Annotated in this window: 24 protein-coding genes and 1 pseudogene; 16 read left to right on the top strand and 9 right to left on the bottom strand. The window is 42.7% G+C overall.

Annotated features, from left to right (window positions below):
• The first annotated feature begins 157 nt into the window (after window positions 1-157).
• Window positions 158-283: a hypothetical protein gene (locus tag F6J90_RS18390; RefSeq protein WP_293096482.1), complete on the top strand. Its 126-nt coding sequence runs from the start codon at window positions 158-160 to the stop codon at window positions 281-283.
• Window positions 284-489: 206 nt separating this feature from the next.
• On the opposite strand, the gene F6J90_RS18385 is transcribed toward F6J90_RS18390, so the two are convergent.
• Complete coding sequence (locus F6J90_RS18385; protein ID WP_293096480.1) at window positions 490-1,332, bottom strand: class I SAM-dependent methyltransferase; 843 nt, start codon at window positions 1,330-1,332, stop codon at window positions 490-492.
• A 2-nt stretch (window positions 1,333-1,334) separates the two neighbouring features.
• On the opposite strand from F6J90_RS18385, the gene F6J90_RS18380 reads away from it, so the two are divergent.
• The 3 genes from F6J90_RS18380 to F6J90_RS18370 all read left to right on the top strand — a co-directional run bounded on the left by F6J90_RS18380 (window position 1,335) and on the right by F6J90_RS18370 (window position 1,987).
• Entirely contained in the window at window positions 1,335-1,493 is a 159-nt protein-coding gene (locus tag F6J90_RS18380) for a hypothetical protein (protein ID WP_293096477.1), read from the top strand.
• Window positions 1,494-1,677: 184 nt separating this feature from the next.
• Entirely contained in the window at window positions 1,678-1,827 is a 150-nt protein-coding gene (locus F6J90_RS18375; protein ID WP_293096475.1) for a hypothetical protein, read from the top strand.
• Between the two features lie 13 nt (window positions 1,828-1,840).
• Entirely contained in the window at window positions 1,841-1,987 is a 147-nt protein-coding gene (locus F6J90_RS18370) for a hypothetical protein (RefSeq protein ID WP_293096472.1), read from the top strand.
• Here F6J90_RS18370 and F6J90_RS18365 read toward each other — a convergent pair.
• Window positions 1,936-3,993: a tetratricopeptide repeat protein gene (locus F6J90_RS18365; protein WP_293096470.1), complete on the bottom strand. Its 2,058-nt coding sequence runs from the start codon at window positions 3,991-3,993 to the stop codon at window positions 1,936-1,938. The two genes, F6J90_RS18370 and F6J90_RS18365, sit on opposite strands and share 52 nt — an antisense overlap.
• A 369-nt stretch (window positions 3,994-4,362) precedes the next feature.
• Between F6J90_RS18365 and F6J90_RS18360 the strand changes: the two genes are divergently transcribed.
• A complete protein-coding gene (locus F6J90_RS18360; protein WP_293096468.1) occupies window positions 4,363-6,174 on the top strand; it encodes a glycosyltransferase family 2 protein in 1,812 nt (603 codons plus the stop codon).
• Here F6J90_RS18360 and F6J90_RS18355 read toward each other — a convergent pair.
• From F6J90_RS18355 to F6J90_RS18340, 4 genes are all read right to left on the bottom strand, one after another.
• The gene (locus F6J90_RS18355) at window positions 6,131-6,268 is read right to left on the bottom strand and encodes a hypothetical protein (RefSeq protein ID WP_293096465.1); all 138 of its coding nucleotides are present in this window, start codon (window positions 6,266-6,268) and stop codon (window positions 6,131-6,133) included. The two genes, F6J90_RS18360 and F6J90_RS18355, sit on opposite strands and share 44 nt — an antisense overlap.
• Window positions 6,269-6,392: 124 nt before the next feature.
• Complete coding sequence (locus F6J90_RS18350) at window positions 6,393-6,896, bottom strand: DUF6209 family protein (protein ID WP_293096463.1); 504 nt, start codon at window positions 6,894-6,896, stop codon at window positions 6,393-6,395.
• A 602-nt stretch (window positions 6,897-7,498) separates the two neighbouring features.
• A complete protein-coding gene (locus tag F6J90_RS18345) occupies window positions 7,499-8,293 on the bottom strand; it encodes a sulfotransferase domain-containing protein (protein WP_293096460.1) in 795 nt (264 codons plus the stop codon).
• Between the two features lie 102 nt (window positions 8,294-8,395).
• A complete protein-coding gene (locus tag F6J90_RS18340; RefSeq protein WP_293096458.1) occupies window positions 8,396-14,188 on the bottom strand; it encodes a tetratricopeptide repeat protein in 5,793 nt (1,930 codons plus the stop codon).
• 12 nt (window positions 14,189-14,200) lie between these two features.
• Between F6J90_RS18340 and F6J90_RS18335 the strand changes: the two genes are divergently transcribed.
• The 6 genes and pseudogenes from F6J90_RS18335 (at window position 14,201) to F6J90_RS18310 (ending at window position 18,659) form a co-directional block, all read left to right on the top strand.
• The gene (locus F6J90_RS18335) at window positions 14,201-14,434 is read left to right on the top strand and encodes a hypothetical protein (protein WP_293096456.1); all 234 of its coding nucleotides are present in this window, start codon (window positions 14,201-14,203) and stop codon (window positions 14,432-14,434) included.
• A gap of 581 nt (window positions 14,435-15,015) precedes the next feature.
• On the top strand, window positions 15,016-15,510 hold the full coding sequence (locus F6J90_RS18330; RefSeq protein ID WP_293096454.1) for a TIGR00725 family protein: 495 nt from the start codon (window positions 15,016-15,018) through the stop codon (window positions 15,508-15,510).
• Window positions 15,511-15,948: 438 nt separating this feature from the next.
• Entirely contained in the window at window positions 15,949-16,407 is a 459-nt protein-coding gene (locus tag F6J90_RS18325) for a hypothetical protein (RefSeq protein ID WP_293096452.1), read from the top strand.
• Window positions 16,408-16,626: 219 nt separating this feature from the next.
• Entirely contained in the window at window positions 16,627-17,055 is a 429-nt protein-coding gene (locus tag F6J90_RS18320) for a hypothetical protein (protein ID WP_293096450.1), read from the top strand.
• A gap of 451 nt (window positions 17,056-17,506) precedes the next feature.
• On the top strand, window positions 17,507-17,893 hold the full coding sequence (locus F6J90_RS18315; protein WP_293096448.1) for a hypothetical protein: 387 nt from the start codon (window positions 17,507-17,509) through the stop codon (window positions 17,891-17,893).
• A gap of 553 nt (window positions 17,894-18,446) precedes the next feature.
• A pseudogene (locus F6J90_RS18310) lies at window positions 18,447-18,659 on the top strand (hypothetical protein).
• Here F6J90_RS18310 and F6J90_RS18305 read toward each other — a convergent pair.
• Together F6J90_RS18305 and F6J90_RS18300 are read right to left on the bottom strand one after the other, a co-directional pair.
• Window positions 18,579-18,740 (bottom strand): hypothetical protein, encoded by a 162-nt coding sequence (locus tag F6J90_RS18305; protein ID WP_293097917.1) that lies wholly within the window; start codon window positions 18,738-18,740, stop codon window positions 18,579-18,581. The pseudogene F6J90_RS18310 and the gene F6J90_RS18305 overlap by 81 nt on opposite strands.
• Complete coding sequence (locus tag F6J90_RS18300; protein WP_293096445.1) at window positions 18,700-19,002, bottom strand: hypothetical protein; 303 nt, start codon at window positions 19,000-19,002, stop codon at window positions 18,700-18,702. Before F6J90_RS18300 ends, F6J90_RS18305 begins: the two co-directional genes overlap by 41 nt.
• Window positions 19,003-19,465: 463 nt before the next feature.
• On the opposite strand from F6J90_RS18300, the gene F6J90_RS18295 reads away from it, so the two are divergent.
• From F6J90_RS18295 to F6J90_RS18275, 5 genes are all read left to right on the top strand, one after another.
• Complete coding sequence (locus F6J90_RS18295) at window positions 19,466-19,639, top strand: microviridin/marinostatin family tricyclic proteinase inhibitor (RefSeq protein WP_293096443.1); 174 nt, start codon at window positions 19,466-19,468, stop codon at window positions 19,637-19,639.
• Between the two features lie 160 nt (window positions 19,640-19,799).
• Window positions 19,800-20,777, top strand: coding sequence for an MvdC family ATP-grasp ribosomal peptide maturase (locus F6J90_RS18290; protein WP_293096441.1), 978 nt, complete (start codon window positions 19,800-19,802; stop codon window positions 20,775-20,777).
• Between the two features lie 276 nt (window positions 20,778-21,053).
• Entirely contained in the window at window positions 21,054-22,034 is a 981-nt protein-coding gene (locus tag F6J90_RS18285; protein ID WP_293096439.1) for an MvdD family ATP-grasp ribosomal peptide maturase, read from the top strand.
• Window positions 22,034-23,938, top strand: coding sequence for an ABC transporter ATP-binding protein (locus F6J90_RS18280; RefSeq protein ID WP_293096437.1), 1,905 nt, complete (start codon window positions 22,034-22,036; stop codon window positions 23,936-23,938). Before F6J90_RS18285 ends, F6J90_RS18280 begins: the two co-directional genes overlap by 1 nt.
• 206 nt (window positions 23,939-24,144) lie before the next feature.
• The gene (locus tag F6J90_RS18275; protein ID WP_293096434.1) at window positions 24,145-24,765 is read left to right on the top strand and encodes a hypothetical protein; all 621 of its coding nucleotides are present in this window, start codon (window positions 24,145-24,147) and stop codon (window positions 24,763-24,765) included.
• A gap of 23 nt (window positions 24,766-24,788) precedes the next feature.
• Here the strand turns inward: F6J90_RS18275 and sodX are convergent, their stop codons facing one another.
• Window positions 24,789-25,145 (bottom strand): nickel-type superoxide dismutase maturation protease, encoded by a 357-nt coding sequence (sodX, locus tag F6J90_RS18270; RefSeq protein WP_293096431.1) that lies wholly within the window; start codon window positions 25,143-25,145, stop codon window positions 24,789-24,791.
• Between the last annotated feature and the right edge of the window lie 94 nt (window positions 25,146-25,239).

The following is a 25,239-nucleotide window of genomic DNA, read 5'->3' as shown; positions in this document are numbered from 1 at the left end:
CAGGGAAAAAATCCTGGGCTTTTCTAGAGTAGTTATGATAAATTAATAGCTATAGGCAAAAGGCAAAAGGCAAGAGGCAAGAGTCATAAATTATTCTAGTTTATTTAGTTTAGTTTATTAATACTAGATGCCATTAGTCTAGTTTATTCTTTAAGAGTTGATCAAAAAAACTTTTGCCTCTTGCCTCTTGCCTCTTGCCTTAAAATTTGCCTCTTGCCTCTTGCCTCTTGCCTCTTGCCTTAAAATTTGCCTCTTGCCTCTTGCCTCTTGCCTCTTGCCTTAAAATTTGCCTCTTGCCTCTTGCCTCTTGCCTCTTGCCTTAAAATTTGCCTCTTGCCTCTTGCCTCTTGCCTCTTGCCTTAAAATTTGCCTCTTGCCTCTTGCCTCTTGCCTCTTGCCTTAAAATTTGCCTCTTGCCTCTTGCCTTCAAACTTTTGCCTGTTCCCTGTTCCCTGTTCCCTGTTCCCTATTCCCTATTCCCTATAATCCTCAAGATACTTCTCTCATTTGGAGCCAGAAGGAACCTCCTCCTTTATTAACACCAGTCATTTCGGGGGATTGCCAAAGGGATGACATTATGGCTTTTAAGTATGGATCGTAAGCGATGAAAGCGTTTGGCAAAATAATATCAAATTTACTGCCTTCTGCCAAGAGGTAGGCGGCTAATACATACTGTTCAGAATAATGACGCTTGTCCCATTTTTGAGGATAATCATAGGGTAAAAAGATATCATGAAACTCGACAAGTACACCTGGCTTTAATTTGTATAAAACATCTAAAAATATTACTGTAGCATCGGAATTCATGAATACTCTATGGGAATTATCGACAAATAATATATCCCCAGATTCCAGTTGATCAAAAATAGCAATATCGACAGTTTCGACCGGCTTTCTAATCACTTCATCACAGATTAAATCAACTTCTGCTCTCGGCTGAGGATCGATAGATATAATCTTAGTGTTTAGCCCACCATCTTTTATCGCTCGCCTAGCGAATTTTGTGGAGTTTCCTGACCCAACTTCTAAATAGAGTTTAGGCTTCTTCAAGCGTATAATACTATAAAGCGATACGGCATCAAGACCAGGGAGCCAGGGATTGAATAATGATGGCTCTGGGGATTGCTCTTTTATGGCTTTATTGGCGAATTTTAGCAGATTTTCCTGGTATTGTAAAAAGCTATTGAGATAAGTTTTGTAAGTCTCTCTCCCTCGATTAATTATTTCATACAGCTTGGGATGAGGAGGCTTCCCATGCCCATATCTCGATTTTTGATTTATGGGATAATCGAAATAGAGGAACGTGCCGTTATAGGATTTTTTAGTTTTCATTTTTGATAGCAGTTATCAATTGGGTCAGGTACTTTCGTTTTGGGGAGTCGGGAGTCGGGAGTCGGGAGTCGGGAGTCGGGAGTCGGGAGTCGGGAGTCGGGGTAACAAAATTGACTGTACCTTATAAGTATCAGAAACGCTATATCAAGGTTGAAGGTTAGAAGGTTGAAGGTTAGAAGGTTGAAGGTTAGAAGGTTGAAGGTTAGAAGGTTGAAGGTTAGAAGGTTGAAGGTTAGAAGGTTGAAGGTTAGAAGGTTAGAAGGTTGAAGGTTAGAAGGTTGAAGGTTGAAGGTTAGAAGGTTGAAGGTTAGAAGGTTGAAGGTTAGAAGGTTGAAGGTTAGAAGGTTGAAAGTTGTTCGCCTTTGGCGTTCGGTGAAGGGTAGCTTGAAGGTTGCCTCTTGCCTCTTGCCTCTTGCCTCTTGCCCGCCCCCCTTAGTAAGGGGGGTTAGGGGGGATTCCTCTTGCCTCTTGCCTTCCCCTCCTGGGAGGGGTTAGGGGTGGGTTCCTCTTGCCTCTTGCCTCTTGCCTCTTGCCTCTTGCCTCTTGCCTGTTCCCTGTTCCCCATTCCCCATTCCCCATTCCCTACTCCCTACTCCCTACTCCCTACTCCCTACTCCCTAGCTTGCCTTGTTTTTCCAAAACCCTGGTCAACTGAGCTTTTACTTCATAATTTTCGGGTTGGATCTCGAGGGCGATTTGGTAGAAAATGATGGCTTGGTCTAACTGATTTTGTTTGACTAATGTATTGCCTAACTGTAGATACAGTTCAGGATCGTTGGATTGTATCCCTAATGCCTTGTGATAATTATCGAGATTATCTGGATTTGTCCGAATGGCTCGACGATAACAGCTGATTGCTTGATCTAAATCTACTTGGACTCTTTCTCGAAGCACATTTCCTAATTTTTCCTGTATCTCGGGATCATCTGGCTTTAACTGTATAGAGCGGCGGTAAGACCCTACCGCCTGATCGGACTTTCCCAATTCAACCAATACACCTCCTAAACTACTGTGTAACTGAGGATTGCCTGGATTTAATTCAATAGCACTGCCATAGGCGGTAAGGGATTCATCCCAACGGTGGAGTTTGCTGAGGGCATTTCCTAAGTTTTGGTAAAATTCAAAGTACTGGTTGGAGCATAGGGCTATGGCTTGGTTTAAGGCTGCTACTGCTTCGTCTAACTTGCCCTGTTCGGTTAAGGCTAGCCCTAAGTTATGGTGGGACCAGGGATTGTAAGGATTGAGTTCTATGGCTCGCTGGTAAGCTGTTGCTGCTTCATGCCAATTCTGTTGTGTTAAGAGTAAATCCCCTAACCAATGGTAAGACTCACAACAGTTGGGATTGATATCGAGAGCATAGCGATAGGCTGCGATCGCTTCTGCTATTTTTCCCTGTTCTCGCAAACTATCTGCCCATTGGTGAGCGGCTAGCCAAGGGTCTTGTGATGGGGGTTCATAATCTGGTTCTTGCCACTGTCCCAATTCTTCCAATGCTTTGCGCAAGGGGTAGTATAACTCAGGATTTTCTGGGCTGAGGTCAATGGCACGACCATAAGCGGTAACTGCTTCCTGCCAATGCTGGAGTTGGGTGAGAGCCTCCCCTAATTTGTGGTAAAACTCAAAGAACTGGTTAGGGGATAGGGCTATGGCTTCTTGATAAGCAGCTACGGCTTCTTCTAGCTTCCCTTGTTGGGCTAAGGCTAAGCCTAAATTATGGTGAGTCCAAGCATTGTAGGAATTGAGTGCTATGGCGGATTGGTAAGCTGCTGCGGCTTGCTCCCAATTCTTGTTTTCTCGATATAAATCCCCTAGCCAATGGTGAGACTCAAACCGGTCGGGATTGGTGTCAATAGCATCGCGATAGGCTGCGATCGCTTGTTCCAATTGTTTGGTTTCTCGCAGAGCATCGGCTAAGCTCTCTTTAACCCCATTGATGCTGGGGTTAATTGCTATAGCGCTACGGTAAGCGGTAATGGCTTCATACCATCGAGTTTGCAAGCTCAGACTATCCCCGAGATTTTGGTAAACCCAAGCTGGCTGGTCTTGATTTAGTGCGATCGCATTTTGGTAAGAGGCGATGGCATCGTCTAAATTTCCCTGTTGCTGCTGACATTTTGCCAAGTTAGGATATACTACTTTCCCATTTTCTGGGTCACACTGACTTGCTTCCTGGTAAGCGCAAACTGCTTCATCAACTCGATTGGTTTGCCTCAGAGCATCCCCGAGATTTTTGTAGATCCAAAACGGATGGCTAGGATTGAGAGCGATCGCATTTTGGTAGGATGCGATCGCATCGTCTAAATTTCCCTGTAGTGCTTGAGCTTGTCCTAAATTGTGATAAAAATCCGGATGGTCTGGCTCGAACTGCATCCCATTCTGGTAAGCCACCATCGCCTCATCCAGTTTTCCTTGGGCTCTCAGAGCATCCCCGAGATGTTTGTAGACCCAAAACGACTGTTGGGGATTGAGGGCAATTGATTTTTGGTAGCTTGCGATCGCACCTTCTAAATCCCCCTGGTGAGCCTGAGATTGTCCCACAAGGTGATAAATCCCTGGATTATCTGGCTGTAACTCAATTGCTTCCTGGTATGCTGCAATTGCTTCACTCTGTTGTCCTTGCTGTCTCAATTGATTTGCAATACTTACAGAAGTTTCAACCATAGCTAGTTCTATTTGGGAGCGCATCCTAATACTGTTTCTTTATACTGTTATTGAACGATGGTTAAAAAATTGTATTCGTTCTAGCAGTTTCTCATCGAATTTATTGTGGTATCTTAGGGATTTCGCCAAAACTTTATTATAGCTAATCGCTTATACCTAACCGATTCGATTTTCTTATCTAAAATAGATTTTGTATTGGATATCTAAACCTTTGAGGTCTTTTTTTCTTGGACAATAAAACTGAGGTTCTCTTTACCCTCTTGCCTTTTGGCTCTTGCATGCAGGGCTTTTTCGGCAATAAGTGTGTTTACAACTCATATACAAACTCTATAACCATACCATCAATATCAACGATTAGCAATCAGCATAATGGCGCAACCGTTGTATATCAAGCCCGAGATTCGACCAACCCTAGGCATCAGCATTTTCACGGTGCCTAAGCCTTTTCTAGGTAAGATTGGTATCATCCAGCACAACGCTATTACCAGCTGGACTTTGCTCAAACCCAAGCCAGAAATTATTTTATTTGGTAATGAAATTGGTACAGCTGCGATTGCTCAGGACTTAGGACTTAATCATGTTCCTGATATCGAGTGCAATACCGATGGCACTCCTCTACTCGATAGTGTGTTTGCTCAAGTCCAGGAGCAAGCAACTTACGATATCATCACTTACATCAACGCTGATATTATTTTACTGAAGGATTTTCCCCAAGCCATTCAACAGGTCTGCCAACACCTAGACACATTTTTAATTACTGGACGACGCTGGAATCTTGACCTGTCCAATCCTATAGAATTTCAGTCCCCCACCTGGGAAGACACCCTGGGTCAACAGGTCTATCAGACCGGTTGTTTAGGGGCTCATGATGCTAAGGATTACTTTATCTTTCCTAAAAATTTATTTCCTACTATCCCTAAGTTTGCGGTAGGACGGGGATATTGGGATACCTGGATGGTAACTACTGCTGCTATGAGGGGTTATCCCATCGTCGATGCCAGCCAAGTGGTGATGGCAGTGCATCAAAATCATACCTACGCTCATCTCCAAGGGGGCAAAAATGAGGCCCATATGGGGAAGGAAGCGCAACAGAATAAAACCATTGGCAATGTGCAAGCACAAGGCACGATTGCGGACAGCACCTGGCAGCTAAAACCCTGGCGTAATCAATATTCACCACGAGTTAGTGTGATTATTATTAGACTTCTTTCAGAAGAGGGAATTTCGGAACAGGGAACAGGGAACAGGGAACAGGGAACAGGGAACAGTGGACAAGAATTCAGGCAAACAGTATCAAAAAACTACTTTGACAAGAGGTCTATTATTCTTCAAAACAATAGCGCGCTAGTTAAGCGAGCAGTGGAGAGTGTGCTGGCTCAAAACTATTCCGACTATGAAATTATTGTGGTGGATGGGGCTGGTAATAAGGGAGTAGGGAACAGGGAACAGGGAACAGGGAACAGGGAGCAGGGAGTAGGGAGTAGGGAACAGGGAGTAGGGAGTAGGGAGCAGGGATCCCCCCTAGCCCCCCTTAACAAGGGGGGAATTGTTATTAAAGGGGGATGCGTTCGCGTAGCGTGGCCTACGGCCAATCGCAAATGGGGGGCGTTGTGCGATCGCGCTCTTGAGATGGCCCAAGGAGAATTTGTCACCTTTCTCGATAGTGACAGTGTTTTACTACCAGATGCCCTAGAGAAACAAGTAGCAGCATTTGACCGGGAATCCTCTACCCTAGATTTACTATTGAGTGGCTGGCAACTGGTTGAGGGAGACAAGATCACCCAGGTGACGCCATGGCAAGACTTACCGGATTTAGAAGACTTACACATCTGGAAGTTAGAGAAACTGTGGCAACCGTTGCGTCAAAGTAATATTATGTTTCGTCGCAGTCGTTTAGACCTAGTAGGGGGCTTCAATACGGAATTAAATCAAGAGGCTGCGATGGTAGAAATAATATTAAATCTAGTATTTTTGAGAGGAAGCCGAGCCCTGTGGTTGCCAGAAGCAACTTGTAGCTATTTTGGGCAAGGTAATACTATTGAGAAACAGTCTAGTCCAGTTGCTGAAGATATGAAAAAGGTGATTGATAGTATCTTTAAGCAACCAACAGTCAAGGGATGGATGCAAAAATTAAAAGCTAGAGCCTATCGATTTGAAGAGGGAATAGGGAGTAGGGAGTAGGGAGTAGGGAATCGGGAATCGGGAATCGGGAATCGGGAATCGGGAATCGGGAGTAGGGAATCGAGAGTAACAAAAAATATTCAACTTTTAACAACCTTATTGAAAAAGCAATGCAGCGCGCGCTGCATCGCTTTTTCAGTTGCTTCCTTGGGGAGAATTCCAGTAGCGAAATCTAAGTTAGTTCACTGCTGAGAATTTTCTCCAGACTCAACAACTTATTATTCGCAAATCACTGGAAAATGGTAATTGCTGCCGAAATCACTATCGTAACAAATATTGCCATAGTCGTCGATGCCAGTGAACCAGATCTGGATCTCATCACTACCCCAATAGCAATCAGGGGTAGTAAACGTTCCAACCTTGACGTAATCCACCGCAGGGGGGTTAAGGGACTTAAGGGGGAATTTAGTAATCTTGCCGCTGTTATCAGACATCACGTGGCCTGTTACAGTAGTTGAATCATCAAACTTAGGACAACTTCGATTTGCAGGCGAAGCTAACCTGAGGGAGTCATAAAAAACATTAACTTTCTGGCCAGGCGACGATATCGGACCGCTTTGGAATTGAACAAAATCCCCTGTTCCGGGCTGGATTGCAAACTGGAGTCCAGGACTATATTCAATTTCAGCAGCCTGTGCAGAAGCTACCGTAAAGGAAGGCATCCAAGTCAGAGCTATGGCAATAACTAATGCCAATAGCGCATTGCGTAGTTTTTGCATCATTAATTTTTTTTTTCTTATCGTAATGATTGGGTTGACCGGTAGTTAACCTACTTGTGCTGCCTCGTAACTTTTTTTTGTGAACCCCTACAGTTGTTACTGCCCTAGTACAGTTGTTACTGCTCTAGCTTCTTGCTATTAGGAGCTCAAGTAACCTCGGGCATTTTAGATTAAAGGAAAAACACTTGTCAAGAGGAAAGAAAGGAAATCTGCGGCGGGTGGGAAGTGTGGGAATTTTACCGGGAATTTTTGCCAGCGGCCAAAGGGGGTTTCCCCCACTCACGCTTTGCATAAAGACAGTGAGATGTACCCGATAGGGAGTAGGAAAAACCTTAAACAAATTTTAAGAATGTAGAATTAAGAATTAAGAATTAAGAATTTAGAATTAAGAATTAGGAATTTAGAATTTAGAATTTAGAATTCTGCCTTCTACATTCTGCCTTCTACATTCTGCCTTCTACATTCTTAATTCTACATTCTGCCTTCTACATTCTTAATTCTACATTCTTAATTCTACATTCTTAATTCTACATTCTTAATTCTACATTCTTAATTCTACATTCTTAATTCTACATTCTTAATTCTACATTCTGCTTTCTACATTCTTAATTATCATATCCATACTTTATCAAAATAGCTTTAAAACATTTATTAAGCTTATCAATAGTGGCGGCTTGTAACTTTTCTTTATAATCCCCTGGGGTAACTTTACGGATGTGTGATGCGGGATTTTCTTTAGTTGGAAAAATATCGTGCTTCTTAGCTATTTCCTCTATTTTATTCTCTTCAAGCTCTACTTCCAAAAAACCGATAATATCCCCAACCCACTGACGCTTATTGAAAACGATATCTTCATACCTAAACAGTTTGAATAACTGATCTTCAATCTTGCTGTACCTTTGAATTATGTTACGAAATATCGGTGCTTGTTGAATGGCATACTGGTCTATATCCATGTCTTGTAGTCGCTGGCGATTTTTCCAAAGGGCATCACCTACCTTACCTGGGGGAATAACATGACTGTTCTTCATGGAAAAATAATGGGATACTACAATATCCCTAGGATCGCGAATCAGTAATATTTTCTTAAAACCACTCAAATCGAAATCATTAAGATAGGCAGGGAGATATCGAGAGCCGTAAAAGCCATATCCAGTTTTGACAAAAATGTCACAGATATCGTTACCAAACGCACTTTCTTCTACCCCTTGATTAAAGGAAGTCTTGGCAACACTAATCAGTGGTATCTTTAAGGTAAAACCGATATCTTCAATAATTTTGTCCTGCATCACACTCCCTGATTTATGGAGCGCGAATACGAAAAAACTAGGAATAGCACCAGGGGTAGGTACTTCAATAGAGACTGGCTGATTGTCTCGTGTATATAGAATTTTTTTCATTGGTTCAAAGCTACTATATAGCAGTTCCCAAATAGGTTTCGAGAACTGCTATAGATATTTTTATTCCTATAGATAGTTTTATTCTATTACTCGATTATGCCATTAGCCTTGAGCTGCTCCAATCGTAACTGATTTCACTAATAGGCTAGCTAATCTCGAATCAATGGATGATAACTGACCCACCCCTGGTGATTCAATCGATAGCACAAATGGAGCGTTTAAGGTTAGGCTCCCAGAGGGAATAATTCCTTCAAACACCCAAGATTTATCGGACTGCTGCTGAACGTCTCCATCAATAGGGTTACCATTTACCTTTACTACCATATCGCTAATAAACCGTTTCTCCACCGCCATCATTCCTGAAACTCGCACTTGAAGCGGCTTGATAGTATTAATACCGTCAATAATCACACTACCTACCTTCTCCATCCAGCGAACTGGTGTTCCATTTAATGTCTCAGGTGATAACCAACCGATACCATTGAGATGGTCATCCATGAGGATAGATAATTCATTGTGTTCCCGCAACGGTTCCCAATCCAGTTGCTCTGTAAATGTAATTCTCTCAATCAGTACCCCTAAATGACGATTGGACTGATCAACATGATAGGTCTCGGTCTTCAGGGAAAATAAATTGAAGCCTTCAAGTAACGAAATCGGTAGGGTAAATACATTAACCTGATCGATCCCAGAGTGATGCACTGCTACCCGCAATAGTAACTTACCCTTTTGCCAAACTTCAAGGAACTGACCCTGAGACACGTTACGGCAGGCAATGACTAGCTGACCCTTTCTGGGATTATCGGCAATGATGGCAAACTCGCCCTCTGGCCACAGTAACCACTGGCTGGGACGAAAAAGACCAATTTCTGGTAAGGGTTGTTCTAATTCTCCAAAACCCTGACGGGTATAACCTTGAATACCAACCCCAGAGATAATACTATTGTTGTTTTTGGGAATACCGCTTTTAATCCCTAGGGGTTGAGTAAGTTTGGGAGAGCCTACGGGAGAGTCTACTAAAAATTTACTCGCCCTGGGAATTTGGAGCTGATCGACCCAACCGCTTTGGTCTAAGGCCACCATAAAACTGTGATAGCTCGACTGTAAGGAGAACTGGTTGGCTATATAAATAGCTGCGGTTTTCCCCAACAGGTCTAATTTGTGCCGGTCATAGTATAATTCCTTAATTACCTTAGCTAAGGCTTCTGGGGTTTTTTGGGTCACTACTCGTCCTGACACTCTATTCAAGATGGCTTCTTTGACACCACCTACTCCATAGCCAATGGCTGGTGTTCCACAGGCTGCTGCTTCTATAAAGGTTTGACCAAATGCTTCTTGAAGGGATGGCCCAATAAATACATCGGCAGCGCTGTAGTAACATGCTAGTATAAAGGGGTCCTCGATATATCCTGTACTCCAAACATCAAGGTTTTCTGCGATCGCAGAGCCATGACCAAAACTAACAAGTAGGATATTATCGAGATTGGCAATGTCTAGGGCTTTGAGTAGATACTTAAATCCTTTGCGCTGATCGTTTACAGATTGACTACCAGTGAGTATAATAAATTTATCCTGAGGTAAATTCAGCTGACGACGAGATTCTGCCTGGTCTAAGGGCCGAAAGATATCTAAATCAATGCCATAGTAAATGCTATGAAATTTACTTTCGCATTCTTGGAAATTCCGTCGAGGCTGGTGATAGTCAAAGGCATAACGAGCCCAATTAGTCGTCCAGTGACTATCCCCTAGCACTAACAAAGTTTTATAGCTCCCTAAAAGCCGATGTTTTTTACGAAAAGCATCGGCTATTTTCTCTGATGCTAAGCTCGGGTACTCATGGCTAGTGGGACATTCGTGATCACATAGGGTGGTATAATTCTCACAATCCCCTACATAAGCACAGCGTCCGGTAAGTAACCACTGGTCGTGCATCACAAAGATGGTGGGGAAATGACTGGTAAGTCTTTCCAAAATGTCCAAGGGATTGGTAATATTATGGATATTGCCCACTACGACTAAATCCGGATTGAGACTAGCAATTAATTGATAAACCTCTGACCCTGTGCAGTCTACGGGAGTCAATGACCAGTCTAATGTGCCAGCAACGGGAATTACTTGATGCCCTGCTAAGGCTAAGGATTTGGCAATGCGTTGGTGAGCAATCCCAGCCCCTCCGAGAAATCCGGTATCGTTGAAGCACACAATGCGGAGGCTATGGCGTTGCCCAGGCTCTTCTGTCGCCTTAGACTTAGGACAGTTGAATTTAGTCCGCAGTGCCTCTGATACCGATAGTAATTCCGGCTCATACTTATCTTTAGTGCTAGTCTTTTGGTTTTCATGGATACGGTATTGAGCGACAGGATAACCAATTACCTGTAAGGTGGCTCCCTTAGCGGCAAATCGCGCCCACAACTCGTAATCCATACTGTAGAAGAGGGATTCATCTACTGAGGCACCACACTTTTCCCAAATGGTGCGGGTAAACATGACTTCTGGCTGATAAAAGAATTTCCCTGTTAGCCAATTCCTTTCTACATCTAAGATTTCTTCAAGGGACATCAGTCCATTAGCACAGGATGTCAAGTGTTGCTCTAGGGCTACGCCATCTTTAAACAGTTGACAGACACCTGCTACCACATCAGCACCACTGGTGTAAAACGCTAGCGCTACCCTATATAAGGCTCCTGGCGCTAATCGGTCATCACTATTAAGCCAAGTCAAGATTTCCCCAGATGCGTACGCAAATCCTTTGTTCAAGGCTTCACTTTGGCCACTATCGGGTTCACTAACCACATAGGTAAGGTAGTCTCGATATTGATTAACAATGGTGATGGTTTCATCAGTAGAGCCCCCATCAATTAGGATATGTTCGACATTGGGATAGTGCTGATGAATCACTGATAATATGGTTTCTTCGATAAACTCACCTTGATTCATCGAAGGGGTAACAATCGATATCTTTGGCCAGGGGCTGCCATCGGGGAGAGTTTGGGGGGGATGATAGGGTTCAATGAAAACGTGAGGCCACTTAGAGATATCGTCTTTTGTCCTAAGCTCTGGATTAATCTGTCCAGGGAGCAACCTAGAGTTATCGTCTTTTGTCCTAAGCTCTGGATTAATCTGTCCAGGGAGCAACCTAGAGTTATCGTCTTTTGTCCTAAGCTCTGAATTGCTATATCCTTTTCGTTCTAAGGCTTCCCCTAAATTCTGGTAGACGGAAACATGAAGACTGGGGTCAATATCAATGGCTTGTTCGTAACAGATAATTGCTTCATCCCACTCCCCAATTCTGGCTAAGGCTTCACCGAGATGGCTATAGGCGTTAGCAAAATTCGGGTCAAGTTCGATAGCTTGACGATAGGCTGCGATCACATCAAGCCACTGTCCGGTTTTTGCTAATGCTTGTCCCAAGTTATAGTAAGACCACGGCCAATCGGATTTCACCTCAATCCCACGGCGATAGGCAATAATTGCTTCATCCCACTGCTCCAAGGCTTGTAGGGCATCACCTAAATTTTGATAAGACCATGGGAAATCTGGTTTGAGTTCAATGGCTTTTCGGAACACATCGGCTGCGTCTTGCCACCGTTCTAACTTAAGCAAAGCATCGCCCATGTTGTTATAAGACCAGGAAAACTCTGGCTGTATCTCAATGGCTCGACGGTAAGCTGTTACTGCTTCTTCCCACCGTTGCTGCTTAACTAAGGTATCTGCCAAATTATGATGGGCTTGTCCAAGATTCGGTTGCAGTTGAGTCGCTTTGAGATAACAAGGGTAAGCTTGCTCCCATGCTTCTTCCTCTGTGAACAGGTTTCCTAAATAGAAGTAAGCTTTAGCATCTTGGGGATTGTTTTGAACTGCTTGCTGATAAAGGCTTAGCAGCTCTTGCTCTTGTCCTTGCTTTTTTAGCAAATCCCCTAGTCGATGGTAAGCATCAGACAAATTAGGTTTCAATTCAATTGCCTGACGATAACAGGCTATCCCTTGGGCTAATTTCCCTTGGCTGGTTAAGGTATTACCCAGATTCAAGTGTTCTTCAGCGGATACCGTATTCGGTTCCAAGGTCAGAGCTTGATACCAATAATCCGCTGCTGCTTCTGGTTGATTGGTTTGAGTTAGAACCTTGGCCAAGTTACGGTAAGCCCCAGCAAAGCTGGGATTAATTGCGATCGCTTTTTGATAACATGCGATCGCATCTTGCCACTGCTGCCGCTGAGCATAAGCACTACCTAAATTTGCCTGGACTTTAGCTGAATCTGGATTTTGCTGAGCTGCCTTGATAAACGGCTCAAGCTCTTGGTCTTGGTCTAGATTAGACTGAGACGCTCTAGAGTCAGGAAGTTGAGCTAGATGATTGCCTTGAGAGAGTCGTGCTGTGCGATCGCGGATCCTGTCCAATTGGTCTCGGTCTAATTGGTCTGGTTGCAATTGGTCTCGGTGCAATCCTTCTGGAGCAGTAGGGATAGGCTTTACGGTTGGATTGGTGGGATTAACCGTGATTTGAGATGGGCTAGGCACGATGGCAACAGTTGATGCTTTTATCGCCCCTCCTCTGTAACGTTTAGGGGGAGTGATTGACACCTGCTGCTGCTTCTGGTTGTCTACCAATTCGGGAACAATAGCCTGTTTCAGGGCATCAGACGAGTTAGCTTGATTGTGGGTGTGACCATTTATCTGACTAGTTAACTGACCATTTATCTGACTATTTATCTGAGAAGCTGGTAACTGAGAAGCTGGTAACTGAGAAGCTGTTAACTGAGAACCGGTCCGATAAAATTGGAGTAATTTACGATAGTAAGCATTTGCCTCTTGCCATTTCCCCTGGCGATTCAAGGCTTCTGCCAGGTTTTGGTAAGCTACCACCGACTGGGGATTCTGCTCAATTACCTGGCGGTAACAAGCGATCGCTTCTGTTACCAGACCTTCCTTAAACAACTGATTCCCTAGATTAAGGAAGTCCTCTGGTTTAGATTTATCCAACTCTAGCATCAGCTGATGATAACAGCATTTAAGGACTTCCTTTTGGTTTCCCACCTCAGTCCATACTTTAGCCAAGTTGCGATAAGCCCCAGCCAAATCTGGTTTTAGCTTAATCGCCTTTTGATAATATGCGATCGCATCTTCCCAATTCTGCTGACCGGCACACAAGCTACCTAGATTAGCATAAACTTCCGCAAAATCCGGCTCAATTTCCAAAGCTTGGCCATAGTAACCCATAGCTTCAGTAGTCTGACCCATAAACTGTAGCGCATTTCCCCAAATCTTGTAAGCCTGGGCCGTATCTGGGGCAATTTTAATGGCTCGCTCACAGGCTGCGATCGCCTGTTGCCATTGTCTTTCCTTCAAGTAAGTCTGCGCCTGTTGTAGATAAACCGTTACTGCTTCCAAAAGACCTCCTGACTGATATTGTTTACAATCGCCCTCACTAGAGCTAGGTCCCCATTGACCTATAGATGGTTCTCTTGATTGTGACTGATCCAACTCCACCGTTTCTAGTCCAGCCAATTCAATCGCTTTGCGATAGTAAGCAGTGGCTTGATCGAATTGACCTTGTTGCTTCAACGTTGCTCCTAGACGTTGGTAACCCAGACTCGATTTAGGGTCTAGTTCAATCGCCTGGTGATACTGGGTCACTGCTTCATTTAGTTGACCTTTTGCCCACAGGTAATCCCCGTGATTAATACATGAGTCGGCTGTTTTGTGTTCTCCTGCTAGGGGGATAGTTCCTAGATTATTGTGCTGATTATTGTGATAATTATTGTTTTTATTATTCTTTTGTTCTCTAGATTCTTCTGATAACCAGTTAACAAAGGCAACAGGGGGCAGATGACCATTATTCCCATGCCAATGGGGATAATGGAGTCGATGGGGAGTGAGCAGGGTATCTTCTGCCATTGAGGGCAGCAGGTGATGTTTGGGGGATGCCGAACTAGTCAGAAAGTATCGTTTGAGTCGATGGAACATTTCCAAAGGGAACAGGGAACAGCTGATCTGGGAGTCGGGAGTCGGGAGTCGGGAGTCGGGAGTCGGGAGTCGGGAGTCGGGAAAGAGAGGAAAGTGTGGGAGGTGTGGGGAGATGGGGAGATGGGGAGATGGGGAGATGGGGAGATGGGGAGGGGTAATAAAATTGACTATATCTGACCCTTACTAGGAAACGCTATCCTCTCAATCTACAAATTAGATATCGCTAGGAATTATAGCTAATTTTTATTAAAAAATGGGTTAATCAGTTATTGATAACTCAGTTTTGTTAAGGAAATTATTGGCAAACCAAATTATTAGCAAATAAGTACAATTATCTGTGTGATTTAATTGACAATTAAGCACACCTTTACCGAAGTTTTACACAAGGTTTACAGACGCTTCATACTATAGCATTCAGCCGTCAGCCGTCAGCCGTCAGCCTAAGGCTCATGCTGCTTGAGGTGCTTATTTTATTGAAAAGCACCTCAAGCAGCACCATTTGTAGCACATACAGCGGTTTGCACTTCAATTAGGTACAAATTTATGGGTTTTTAGGGAGCAGGGAGCTTCGGAGCTGGGAGCTTCGGAGCAGGGAGCAGGGACTGAGGCCGTGGGCCACGCTACGCGAACGGAAGAGGAAAGAAGGAGAAAATCCTGTGTACTTGATAGTTATGCAAACCGCCGTAAGCTGATACGCGACACGCTGATAGCTATCTTAAGAGTTACTTTATTAACAGTCTCTGAGAGTTAAATAAGCCATGAGAAAAATAGTGGTTGGGGTAATGGGGCCTGGTGACAAGGCGACTGATAGTGACATTAATCGTGCTTATCGTCTCGGTCAACTCATTGCTGATAATGGCTGGGTACTGCTGACCGGTGGCAGAAATGTGGGAGTAATGGATGCTGCGAGTCGGGGAGCCAAAATGGTTGGTGGGTTAACGATTGGTATCTTACCCACCAAGGACACAAGGGCCATGTCTGATGCTGTCGATATTGCCATCGTTACGGATATGGGCAATGCTCGCAATACGATTAATGTACTCTCCAGTGATGTGGTGATTGCCTGTGGTATGGGCATAGGAACAGCATCAGAAATTGCTCTGGCTCTCAAAAGTTGGAAAAAGGTTGTTTTGTTGAGTGACCATCGAGAGAGTCAAGAGTTTTTCTGTAGTCTGTCCCAGGAGAATGTGTTGCTGGCAACAAGTCCAGATGCTGCTATTGAGTTGGTTAAAACTATTTTAAGTCAGGCTTAGATCTGTTGTAGATGTAGGCCAGATGGCAAGTAGTGTGTCAGTGCAACAGTTTTTGAGTGATTAAAAACAGCAGGGGGAAAATGCGTTCGCGTAGCGTGGCCTACGGCCAATCGCGTAACGGCTCTAAAGGAGCATTGCACTATTTGATGATCTGAAATTACCTAGTTTTTTTTGGGAATCCTATGACTTGGCTAAAACTAGTTTAAGTAAGGATTTGATTTTTTTCATACTTAGGCTAGATGACAAAAATATGATAACCTAAATTAGTAATATTTAATTAGTAAATCCATTCGATATCAAGTACTATTTTCATAGAAATTACGGAAGTAAAACTTATAATTTAGTTCTATATTGGTTGAAATAAGTCCCTTGGCTATCGCTAAAATTTTTTCCTATTAATAGGAAAAAATAAAGAAAGAAGTGTAACGGTTTCGGACAATGCTCAAACTTAAATCTCTAGGTTTATCCATTCTTGCCGCATCAGTTGTTTGCCATAGTCAAGCACTTGCCTCTGTGCCCGAGTTTGTACTACACGATTTTACTGACTTTTATTTTTGGCAGCTTAATCCAGAAATGTCAAACAATAGTCTTAAGTCTGACCAAACACAGTACAACCAAGAGTGGTTAGCTATTAAAGAAACTTTGAAAGACAGGATTGTCTGGAGGAAATTACCTACCTGTGATGGTTATACTGATGCTCATGAAAACTATGCTGGTGATCTAAATTATAGTTATTTCGTGAATGATAACCAGGAAACAATTACAGCATTAATCAATGCAGTGTTCTATTCTCGTCACCCTGAGTTAAAGGGGCGTAAGATTAGACCAAGCGAAACCCACCTAATTCGAGAGTGGAACTTGATCAAGCAGAGTGTTTCATCATATAGTTGGTGCTAGTAAGCTTGGCATCTCAAGTACAGAATAATTGACACAATACTTTTAATTATTACTGTGTCAGTGCAATAGTTTTGTTGGGAATCATACGTGATTTCCCAGCAGGACTAAAATGCGTTACCGTAGCGGCTCCAACATCGCACTGGAACTAATGCACAAAAAGTCCTGAAGACCCCCTATAGGAAAGGAAGACTAAAGAAAGAAGTGTAACGATTTCGGACAATGCTCAAATTTAAATCTCTAGGCTTATCGATTATTTCCGCCTCCGTTGTTTTCCATAGTCAAGCACTTGCGTGTGTTCCCGAGTCTGTACTAGACCGGTTTACTAACTTTTATTTTTGGCAGGCTAATCCAGAAATGTCAGACAAGAGTATCAAGTCTCACCAAACACAGTACAAAAAAGAGTGGTTGGCTATTAAAGAGGTTTTGAAAGACAGGATTGTTTGGATGGAAATACCTAGCTGTTATGCTGAGCATGGAGACTATGGTTATGAGGTGAAGGATTACGTGGAGACAATTACAGCATTAATCGATGCGGTATTCTATACTAGTCACCCTGAGTTAAAGGGGCGTAAGTTAAGGCCAAGTGAAACCCACTTAATTCGAGAGTGGAACTTGATAAAACAGAGTTTTTTATATGATCCGTGCTAGTCAGCTTGGCATCCCAAGTACACAATAATTGACACAACACTTTTAATTATTATGTAAGCATTCAGCTATCAGTTATCATATGTCAGCTATCAGTTATCAGTTATCATATGTCAGCTATCAGTTATAATTTATCATCTGTCAGTTATCAGCTATCAGCCATAAGTTATAAGTTATCAGCTATTAGTTATTAGCTTATGGGTTAGGTCACAGGCTGGAAGCCTGTGCCACTTTGAGGTGCTTTTGAAGAAAATAACCTGACCACTGACCACTGACCACTGACCACTGACCACTGAATGCTTACTGGTATTGAAAATTTTCTGCATAACTATTGGTGATTACCCCGATAAGTCTATAGGTAAGCATTCAGCTATTAGCACTCAGCATTCAGCAGCTAGTGCTTTAGCTGAATGCTTACGGAAAAATAAAGAAAGAAGTGTAACAATTTCAGACAATGTTCAAACTTAAATCTCTAGGCTTATCCATTCTTGCCGCATCCGTTGTTTTCCATAGTCAAGCACTTGCCTCTGTGCCCGAGGGTGTACTCAACGATTTTACCAACTTTTATTTTTGGCAGGTTAATCCAGAAATGTCAAATAGGAATATCAAGTCCCACCAAACACAGTACAAAAAAGAGTGGTTGGCTATTAAAGAGGTTTTGAAATACAGGATGGTCTGGATGGAATTACCTCGGTGCTATGCTGATGAGGGAGACTATGGTTATGAAATTGAGGATTACGGGGAGACAATTAGAGCAATAACCGACGCGGTATTCTATGTCCGTCGCCCTGAATTAAAGGGGCGTAAAATCAGACTAAGTGAAACCTACCTAATTCGATAGTGGAACTGGATAAAACAGAGTTTTCCATACAGTTTTTGTTAGTCAGCTTGGCATCCCAAGTACACAATAATTGACACAACACTTTTAATTATTATAGCGGTTTCTAGCCTAATGAGGTACACAGGATTTTTCCCTGTTCCCTGTTCCCTGCGTTGCTTAATCATGGAATGAATTAAAGAGCTTTGTAGAATAGGCATCTTGCCTGTTTCTAATCTTTTTCGGCATCTTGCCTGTTTCTAATCTTTTTCGGCATCTTGCCTGTTTCTAATCTTTTTCGGCATCTTGCCTGTTTCTAATCTTTTTCGGCATCTTGCCTGTTTCTAATCTTTTTCGGCAGGCAGGATGCCCACCCTACTCCTATTGATTCGAAAATTTAGCAACCCCAAAAATTTGTTACAAAAATTTTCAAAATATGTTATAATAAAATATTTTGTGTGCTACAATAAAACTATGCCATGAACGCTAAAACGTTCCATGACAAGAGCCAGCCGACAGATTATCCACAGTCCCGAGGCTGGCTCTAGATCCCCCATCAAAGGAGACACGATTAATTATGACTTATTATCAACGCCTACACCCGTGGGCTATTGTTCGCCTATTGCCGCAAATGCAACGGGTGGTTGTTGCTCGCTTCCGCAACCGGTCTAACGCCGTTCGCGTAGCGTGACCTTTGGTCAAGGGGCATTTAAAGGCTCTGAAACGGTTGATGCCGGATGCTGAATTTGTGATTGTGTTTGATGTTGGCAATGATTCTATGGGTGAGTAGGGAATAGTTGTTCGCGTAGCGTGGCCAAAGGCCAAGGTTGTCAGGTTGAAGGTTGTTCGCGTAGCGTGGCCTTTTGGCCAAGGTTGAAGGTTGAAGGTTGTTCGCGTAGCGTGGCCTTTTGGCCAAGGTTGTCAGGTTGAAGGTTGTTCGCGTAGCGTGGCCTTTTGGCCAAGGTTGTCAGGTTGAAGGTTGTTCGCGTAGCGTGGCCTTTTGGCCAAGGTTGTTCGCGTAGCGTGGCCTTTTGGCCAAGGTTGTCAGGTTGAAGGTTGTTCGCGTAGCGTGGCCTTTTGGCCAAGGTTGCGGCAGGAAACGGGCAAGATGCCCGTTCCACCAAGATGGCCATTCCAGCTACCTGATCAAACAGCTTTAATAAGATGTACCCCTACTCCCTTGCCTATACTTAATTCTAATTATTAAGTTGTTGTGCATTTAAATTAGATATTCTTCCGTTAGAAAAACCCCCCTAGTCAATCACAGCAAAAGCTTCAAGCTTTGGTAACTAGTCATTAAAAATATCTTGACAAATAATGTTATGTATGAATTGAACAAGCGGAGGCTCTCTAATGCCAATCACAGCAAGAGATTCAAGTTTTATAAAAAAATCATGAATAAGGTATTGACAAATAGTGTTTTATATGAGTTTGTAACAACAAAAATATGTATGTATACATGTATACATACATAAAAGTAAAGAATTGTATACAATAAGTGCTGATGAAAAAAAGTCTGGTAATCTAATTATGGTGGATGTGTTGATTCAAGAAATTGACAGCCACTAAACTGTTAACCGTAAAGGATGATTCGATATGCAAAATCAAGAATCCAATACTCAAGTAAAGCCATTCTTCGCTCACTTCCTAGAAGAGCAAAAAGCTGCTCCTGACCAATCTGAAACTTCTGGTCAGCAAACCCTGAAGTATCCTTCTGATTCGGAAGAAATTGAAACCCAGAAGTATCCTTCCGATTGGGAGGAAAATTAATAAGGATTAAGAGGTTATTTTGAAGAGGTAGCACCCTCAACAAAGGACTGAATAATCTATCGGTAGTGGTCGTGTTTATAAAAAAAATACGACCACTGAATCTGATTAAAAGCCTAAAAATCTAACGATTGCGCTTTCCCAATGGAAAAGAAAAAGTTTTATGTCTTCGTCCGGTGACTTAATTTTATTACTTACCCACAGTGGTGACTTTTTCACAATAGATCGAGTAGCAGAAGCCTTGTCAAAAAAAGGGGCGCGACCATTTCGCTTCGACACAGATAAATTTCCCTTAGACGTGCAACTCAGGGCAAAGTTTGATCAATCCCAGAGCAGCTATAGGCTGAAATATGGCGCTGAAGTGATCAGTAGCGAGGACGTAAAAGCAGTTTGGATGCGCCGTATTTGGCAACCTAACCTAGGTGAAAATCTTGATCCCCAGTTCCAAGAATCTTGTATTCGGGAATCATCAGCAACATTATCAGGACTTTGGGATAGTCTCAGAGGAGTGCGATGGATTGATGATTTAGCAAAAGCCGGAGCTGCCAACAATAAGCAGCGTCAATTGCGGGTAGCCTCTGAGGTGGGTCTTGTGATTCCTAAGACTTTAATCACCAATGATCCAGAAGCTGTAAGGGAGTTTTTCCAACAAGTTAAGGGGAAAATGGTAACAAAGCTGTTAAAGGCTTTATCCTACAGTATGGAATATACTCCTTTTTTCCTTTATACCAGTATTGTTAAAGAAGACGATTTGCTGGATGCTGAATCCCTGCGCTATTGTCCGATGGTGTTTCAAGAGCAAATTCCTAAGCAGTTGGAACTGCGAGTGATATATGTTCAGGGCAAGGTGTTTGTAGGAGCGCTAGATGCGTCTATTTATGAAAAATCTACAGTTGATTGGCGTCGCCCTAATACTGACGTAGGAGCATGGCAACACCACGAGCTTCCTGATGAAATCGTGGCTCGAATAAAAGCCTTGATGGATAACTTTGGCTTACTGTATGGAGCTTTAGATTTTATCGTGACACCCTCAGGAGACTATGTGTTTTTAGAAGTTAACCCCGGAGGGGAATGGGGCATGTTAGAACGAGATTTGGAACTCCCCATTTCTAATGCGATCGCAGAAGCTCTGATTTCTTAAAAGCTATACCTTCTGTAAGCATTCAGCCGTCAGCTGTCAGCCGTCAGCTTTCCGTAACAGAGATTCAAGGAATGCTTAGCTGTTTTATTCAACAGCTTTTCCCTTAGCTTGCCGATAGCCCATCAGCTGATGATAGCTGTTGGCGTACCCTCCGCGTAGCGCATTAGCTGATAGCTGATAGCTGATAGCACCTCAAGTAGCGTGCGCGTAGCGCATATGCTTACTACCTTCTTCCCTGCTCCCTACTCCCTACTCCCTACTCCCTTATAAAATAAAATGACAGTATTAATCATTACATTTAGCCAAGACAACGAGAGTATTCCTCTAGTTATCAAAGCCATTGAAGCTCAAGGAGGAAAAGCATTTCGTTTTGATACCGATAGATATCCCACCGAAGTGCAGCTAGATATTTACGAGGGCAATTCTCAGGGAGTAATTATTACGGATGGGGAACAGAAGCTAGATTTGAGTGAAGTGTCCTCGGTTTGGTATCGACGGATGCGCTATGGGAACAAAATTCCCGACACCATGGATCAGCAGTATCGAAACGCTGCAATTAAGGAATGTCGCGTCACTGTTAGGGGTATGATTGCCAGCATCAAGGCATTCCACTTCGACAAAATGTCTAATGTTGATGTCGCTAACAATAAGCAACTACAGCTCCAAGTGGCACGAGAGGTGGGCTTGATTACGCCCCGTACCCTCAGTAGCAACAATCCAGAGGCAGTGAAGCAATTTGCTTCTGAATGTCAAGAGCAGGGTATCGTTACCAAAATGCTATCTTCCTTTGCTATCTATGGGGAGCAAGGGCAAGAGCAGGTTGTTTTCACAAACCCAGTCACAGCGGAGGATTTAGAGCATGTGGAAGGACTGCGTTTCTGTCCGATGACCTTTCAGGAAAAAGTGCCCAAGGCTCTAGAATTACGAACCACGATCGTGGGACACCGTATATTTACTGCTGCGGTGGATTCCCAGAGCTTAGAAGGCTCTACTTTCGACTGGCGCAAGGAAGGCCGAGCGTTAGTTAAATCTTGGAAAGCCTATGATTTACCCGAAGATATTGAAAAAAAGTTGCTCCAACTGATGGCTTATTTTGGTTTAAACTATGGAGCCATAGATATTATTCTTACCCCTGATGGTCGGTATGTATTCCTGGAAGTTAACCCGGTTGGGGAATTTTTCTGGTTGGAGACGTTTTCCCCCCACTTCCCCATTTCTCAAGCTATTGCTGAAATTCTCCTCACGAATGCGTCATAATGAAAGCTGATCAAATCCCTCAAGTTACTAATGATGAAGCAGAAAAGTTACAACAAGAATTAGAGAATAATCTAGAAAAATATGAAGAAAAGCTAGATAATGTTCAAGATACAGATACAGATACAGATAATAAGACAGATAATGAAATAGAGAAAGTACCGGAAGAACTAGAGACGCATTTATACCGGCGTCTATTTGACTATGGTTGGCAGCATAAAGCACCCTTTTTATTCGCTATAGTATTAACTATCTGTGCTTCATTTATAAACTTCTTTATTCCCCAAGTTAATCGCTATGTTATAGATGTAGTGATTCCCGAAAAACAATTTAATATGCTGCCTTGGGTAGGAGTAATTATCCTATCTATGACTTTAGCAGCCGGTGCTTTGCTATTTTTTCAACTATATGCAATTAAAGTATTCGGACAAAAAACTATTGAGAGCATTCGCCTAGATTTATATCAACATATTCAAGGTCTATCCATTAGTTTTTTTGAAGGCCAACGCACGGGCGAATTAATGTCACGGTTAGCAAGGGATGTGGATATAGTCGGGCAATTACTGTCTGCTAATTTAATTGCTATATTAATCGATAGTTTTGCGTTTATTGTCGTTTTCATCTATATCCTTGTCAGTAACTGGCTGCTGGCAATCATGATTGCCCTTACCTGGCCTTTAATCATTTATCTTTTACAATTTTCTCAGAAAAGACTACAAAAAATATATCAATCGGTTAACGATCAAGCTGATTTAATTAGTAATCACTTACAAGATACTATCTCGAATATCAAAATTATCAAGTCTTTTGGTAACGAGCAGTATGAAATTAACCGATTTACTGAATTTAGTCGTAACTATCGGGAAGAGAATCTTAAGGCAACTCGGTTTTGGTCTATATTCGTACCGATTATTAATACCCTGAATGAACTGGGGAATTTACTGACATTAGTTTTCGGTGCTTGGGGAGTGATGGTTAGCCATCTGACTATTGGGGAATTAGCAGCCCTGTTAACCTATGTCACCCTTTTAAATAAACCGATTAATCGGTTTAATGGATTAGTCAATATTATCCAAAGTTCAGGAGTATCAGCCAAAAGAATTTTTCAGATTTTAGATACTAAAGTAGAGGTAAAAGAGAAGGAAAATGCGATTAACTTGACCTCGATACAGGGCAATCTCAAATTTGAAGGGATGGAGTTTGCTTATCACAACAATCAGTCAGTGATCAGAAACTTCAATTTAGACATTAAACCGGGGATGTCAGTGGCTTTAGTGGGTTCTTCTGGTTCGGGAAAAAGCACTATTGCTAAAATAGCCGCTCGGTTTTACGATCCCCAAAAGGGACGAGTATTACTTGATGGACATGATCTACAAGATATTACTTTAAGCTCCTTGCGATCGCATATTGGCATCGTGCCCCAAGAAACCTTACTGCTCTACGGCACAGTAAGAGAAAACATCGCTTACGGTAAGCTAGATGCCACAGATCTCGAAATTGAAGCAGCAGCAAAAGCTGCCAATGCCCATGATTTTATTATGGGTTTCCCTGATGGTTATCAATCCATTATTGGTGAGCAGGGTGTGAAACTATCAGGAGGACAGCGACAACGGATTGCGATCGCCCGAGTTTTGCTCAAAAATCCCCAAATTGTTATTTTAGATGAAGCCACCTCTGCTCTAGATTCTGAATCAGAACAACTGATTCAAGAGTCTATTAAACAGCTTTTTAAAGGACGCACTAGCTTAGTGATTGCTCATCGACTTTCCACTATTGCTGATGTTGATTTAATTGTAGTTCTGGAAAAAGGCGAGATTGTGGAAACTGGAACCCATAGGGAATTAATTGCTCAAGGGGGAAGGTATGCTTATCTCTATGAACTGCAATTTGTGAAGTCAGGAACTTAAGTAGGACAACGGCAAAAAGGGTGACCGGGTATGGGGTAGCTCTGTGGAAGACAACACAAGCGCTAGGACTTCCTTCCCATAAACACCTCCAGTAGCGTGGGCATAGCGCATTAGCTTAAATATAACTACTGATAGCTAACTGCTAATAGCTGAATTATTACTATGATAGATATGCTCCTAGAGACGATATCACACTACTCTAATCAATGCCCACGCTGTTGAAATTGGCAATAATTGCCGCCCATTTATTGGTTTATCTGGTTGCTGCGGTTAACATCTGGATTTTTTCTTATTGGAGTCAATTCTATACTTCTGTTGTCAAGGTGCGATCGCTACCACTGATCTACTGTGGCTATGCTTGTTTTGCGATCGCTAACTCCTACGAAATCGCTGAACACATCGGCGATGACTGGGTTTATGTCAGCCAATTTTCTGATCTCAATCGGTTATTCTATACCTTTATTACTGCTGGCATGTGCTTGATTGCCCTGGGACTGAAAAAATCCCGCTTTCTGGATTTGATATTGGTTGCCAGCATGGTTGCTGTCCCCCTACTTTATGGTGTGCAAGAGGGGAAAGGATTAATGCAGTTGGTGCAATTAGTTCCTTCGATAATTTTTGTCTATAACTGGTACGTAGTTATGAGGGACTGGCGAGTTTTTCTATTCCCATTATTCGCAAATCTGATTGCCGTTGGTTTTGGTATGGCCTTGATTGTTACCGGAAAGCAGGCGCTTCATCTGTTCGTCGGTTCTCCTTCAGCCATTGGCTTACTAATTCTTGGGCGAGTTGCGTGGGTAAAACCAAAAAGGCATTCCAAGGAATAGCTTTGGGATGTTACAGAAAACGACTAAAAAAAACGACTGGTTACTTTACCAATAATCTGTTGAGAATCCACTAAACCAAAAGAGCGGCTATCGGTACTTTCTATTGGGTTGTCTCCTTGTAGGAAACAACGTCCATCTTCCAGCACCACAGTTACCCGTTTCACCAATCGCAACTGCTTTCGGTAAGGGTGTCTAGCCACAACAATGTCACCAACCTTGGGCGGCATGTGCCGATAAGCTCTCGGATCAATTAAGATTTCCTCTCCTGGTTTGAGTAGGGGAGTCATGGATGCTCCTGTAACTCGGAAGCGCAACCGTTTTCGCAGTATCCACAGTATTAGCAGTATTAGCTCAGGAATACTGTTTTTGGTAAAAAGCATTTGAATTAAGAATGTAGAATTAAGAACTAAGAACTAAGAACTAAGAATTAAGAATTAAGAATTAAGAATTAAGAATTAAGAATTAAGAATTAAG

Source organism: Moorena sp. SIOASIH (assembly GCF_010671925.1).
GTDB lineage: Bacteria > Cyanobacteriota > Cyanobacteriia > Cyanobacteriales > Coleofasciculaceae > Moorena.
Note: the sequence above shows the minus strand (reverse complement) of the source record. Positions and strands in the feature narration are given on the sequence as shown.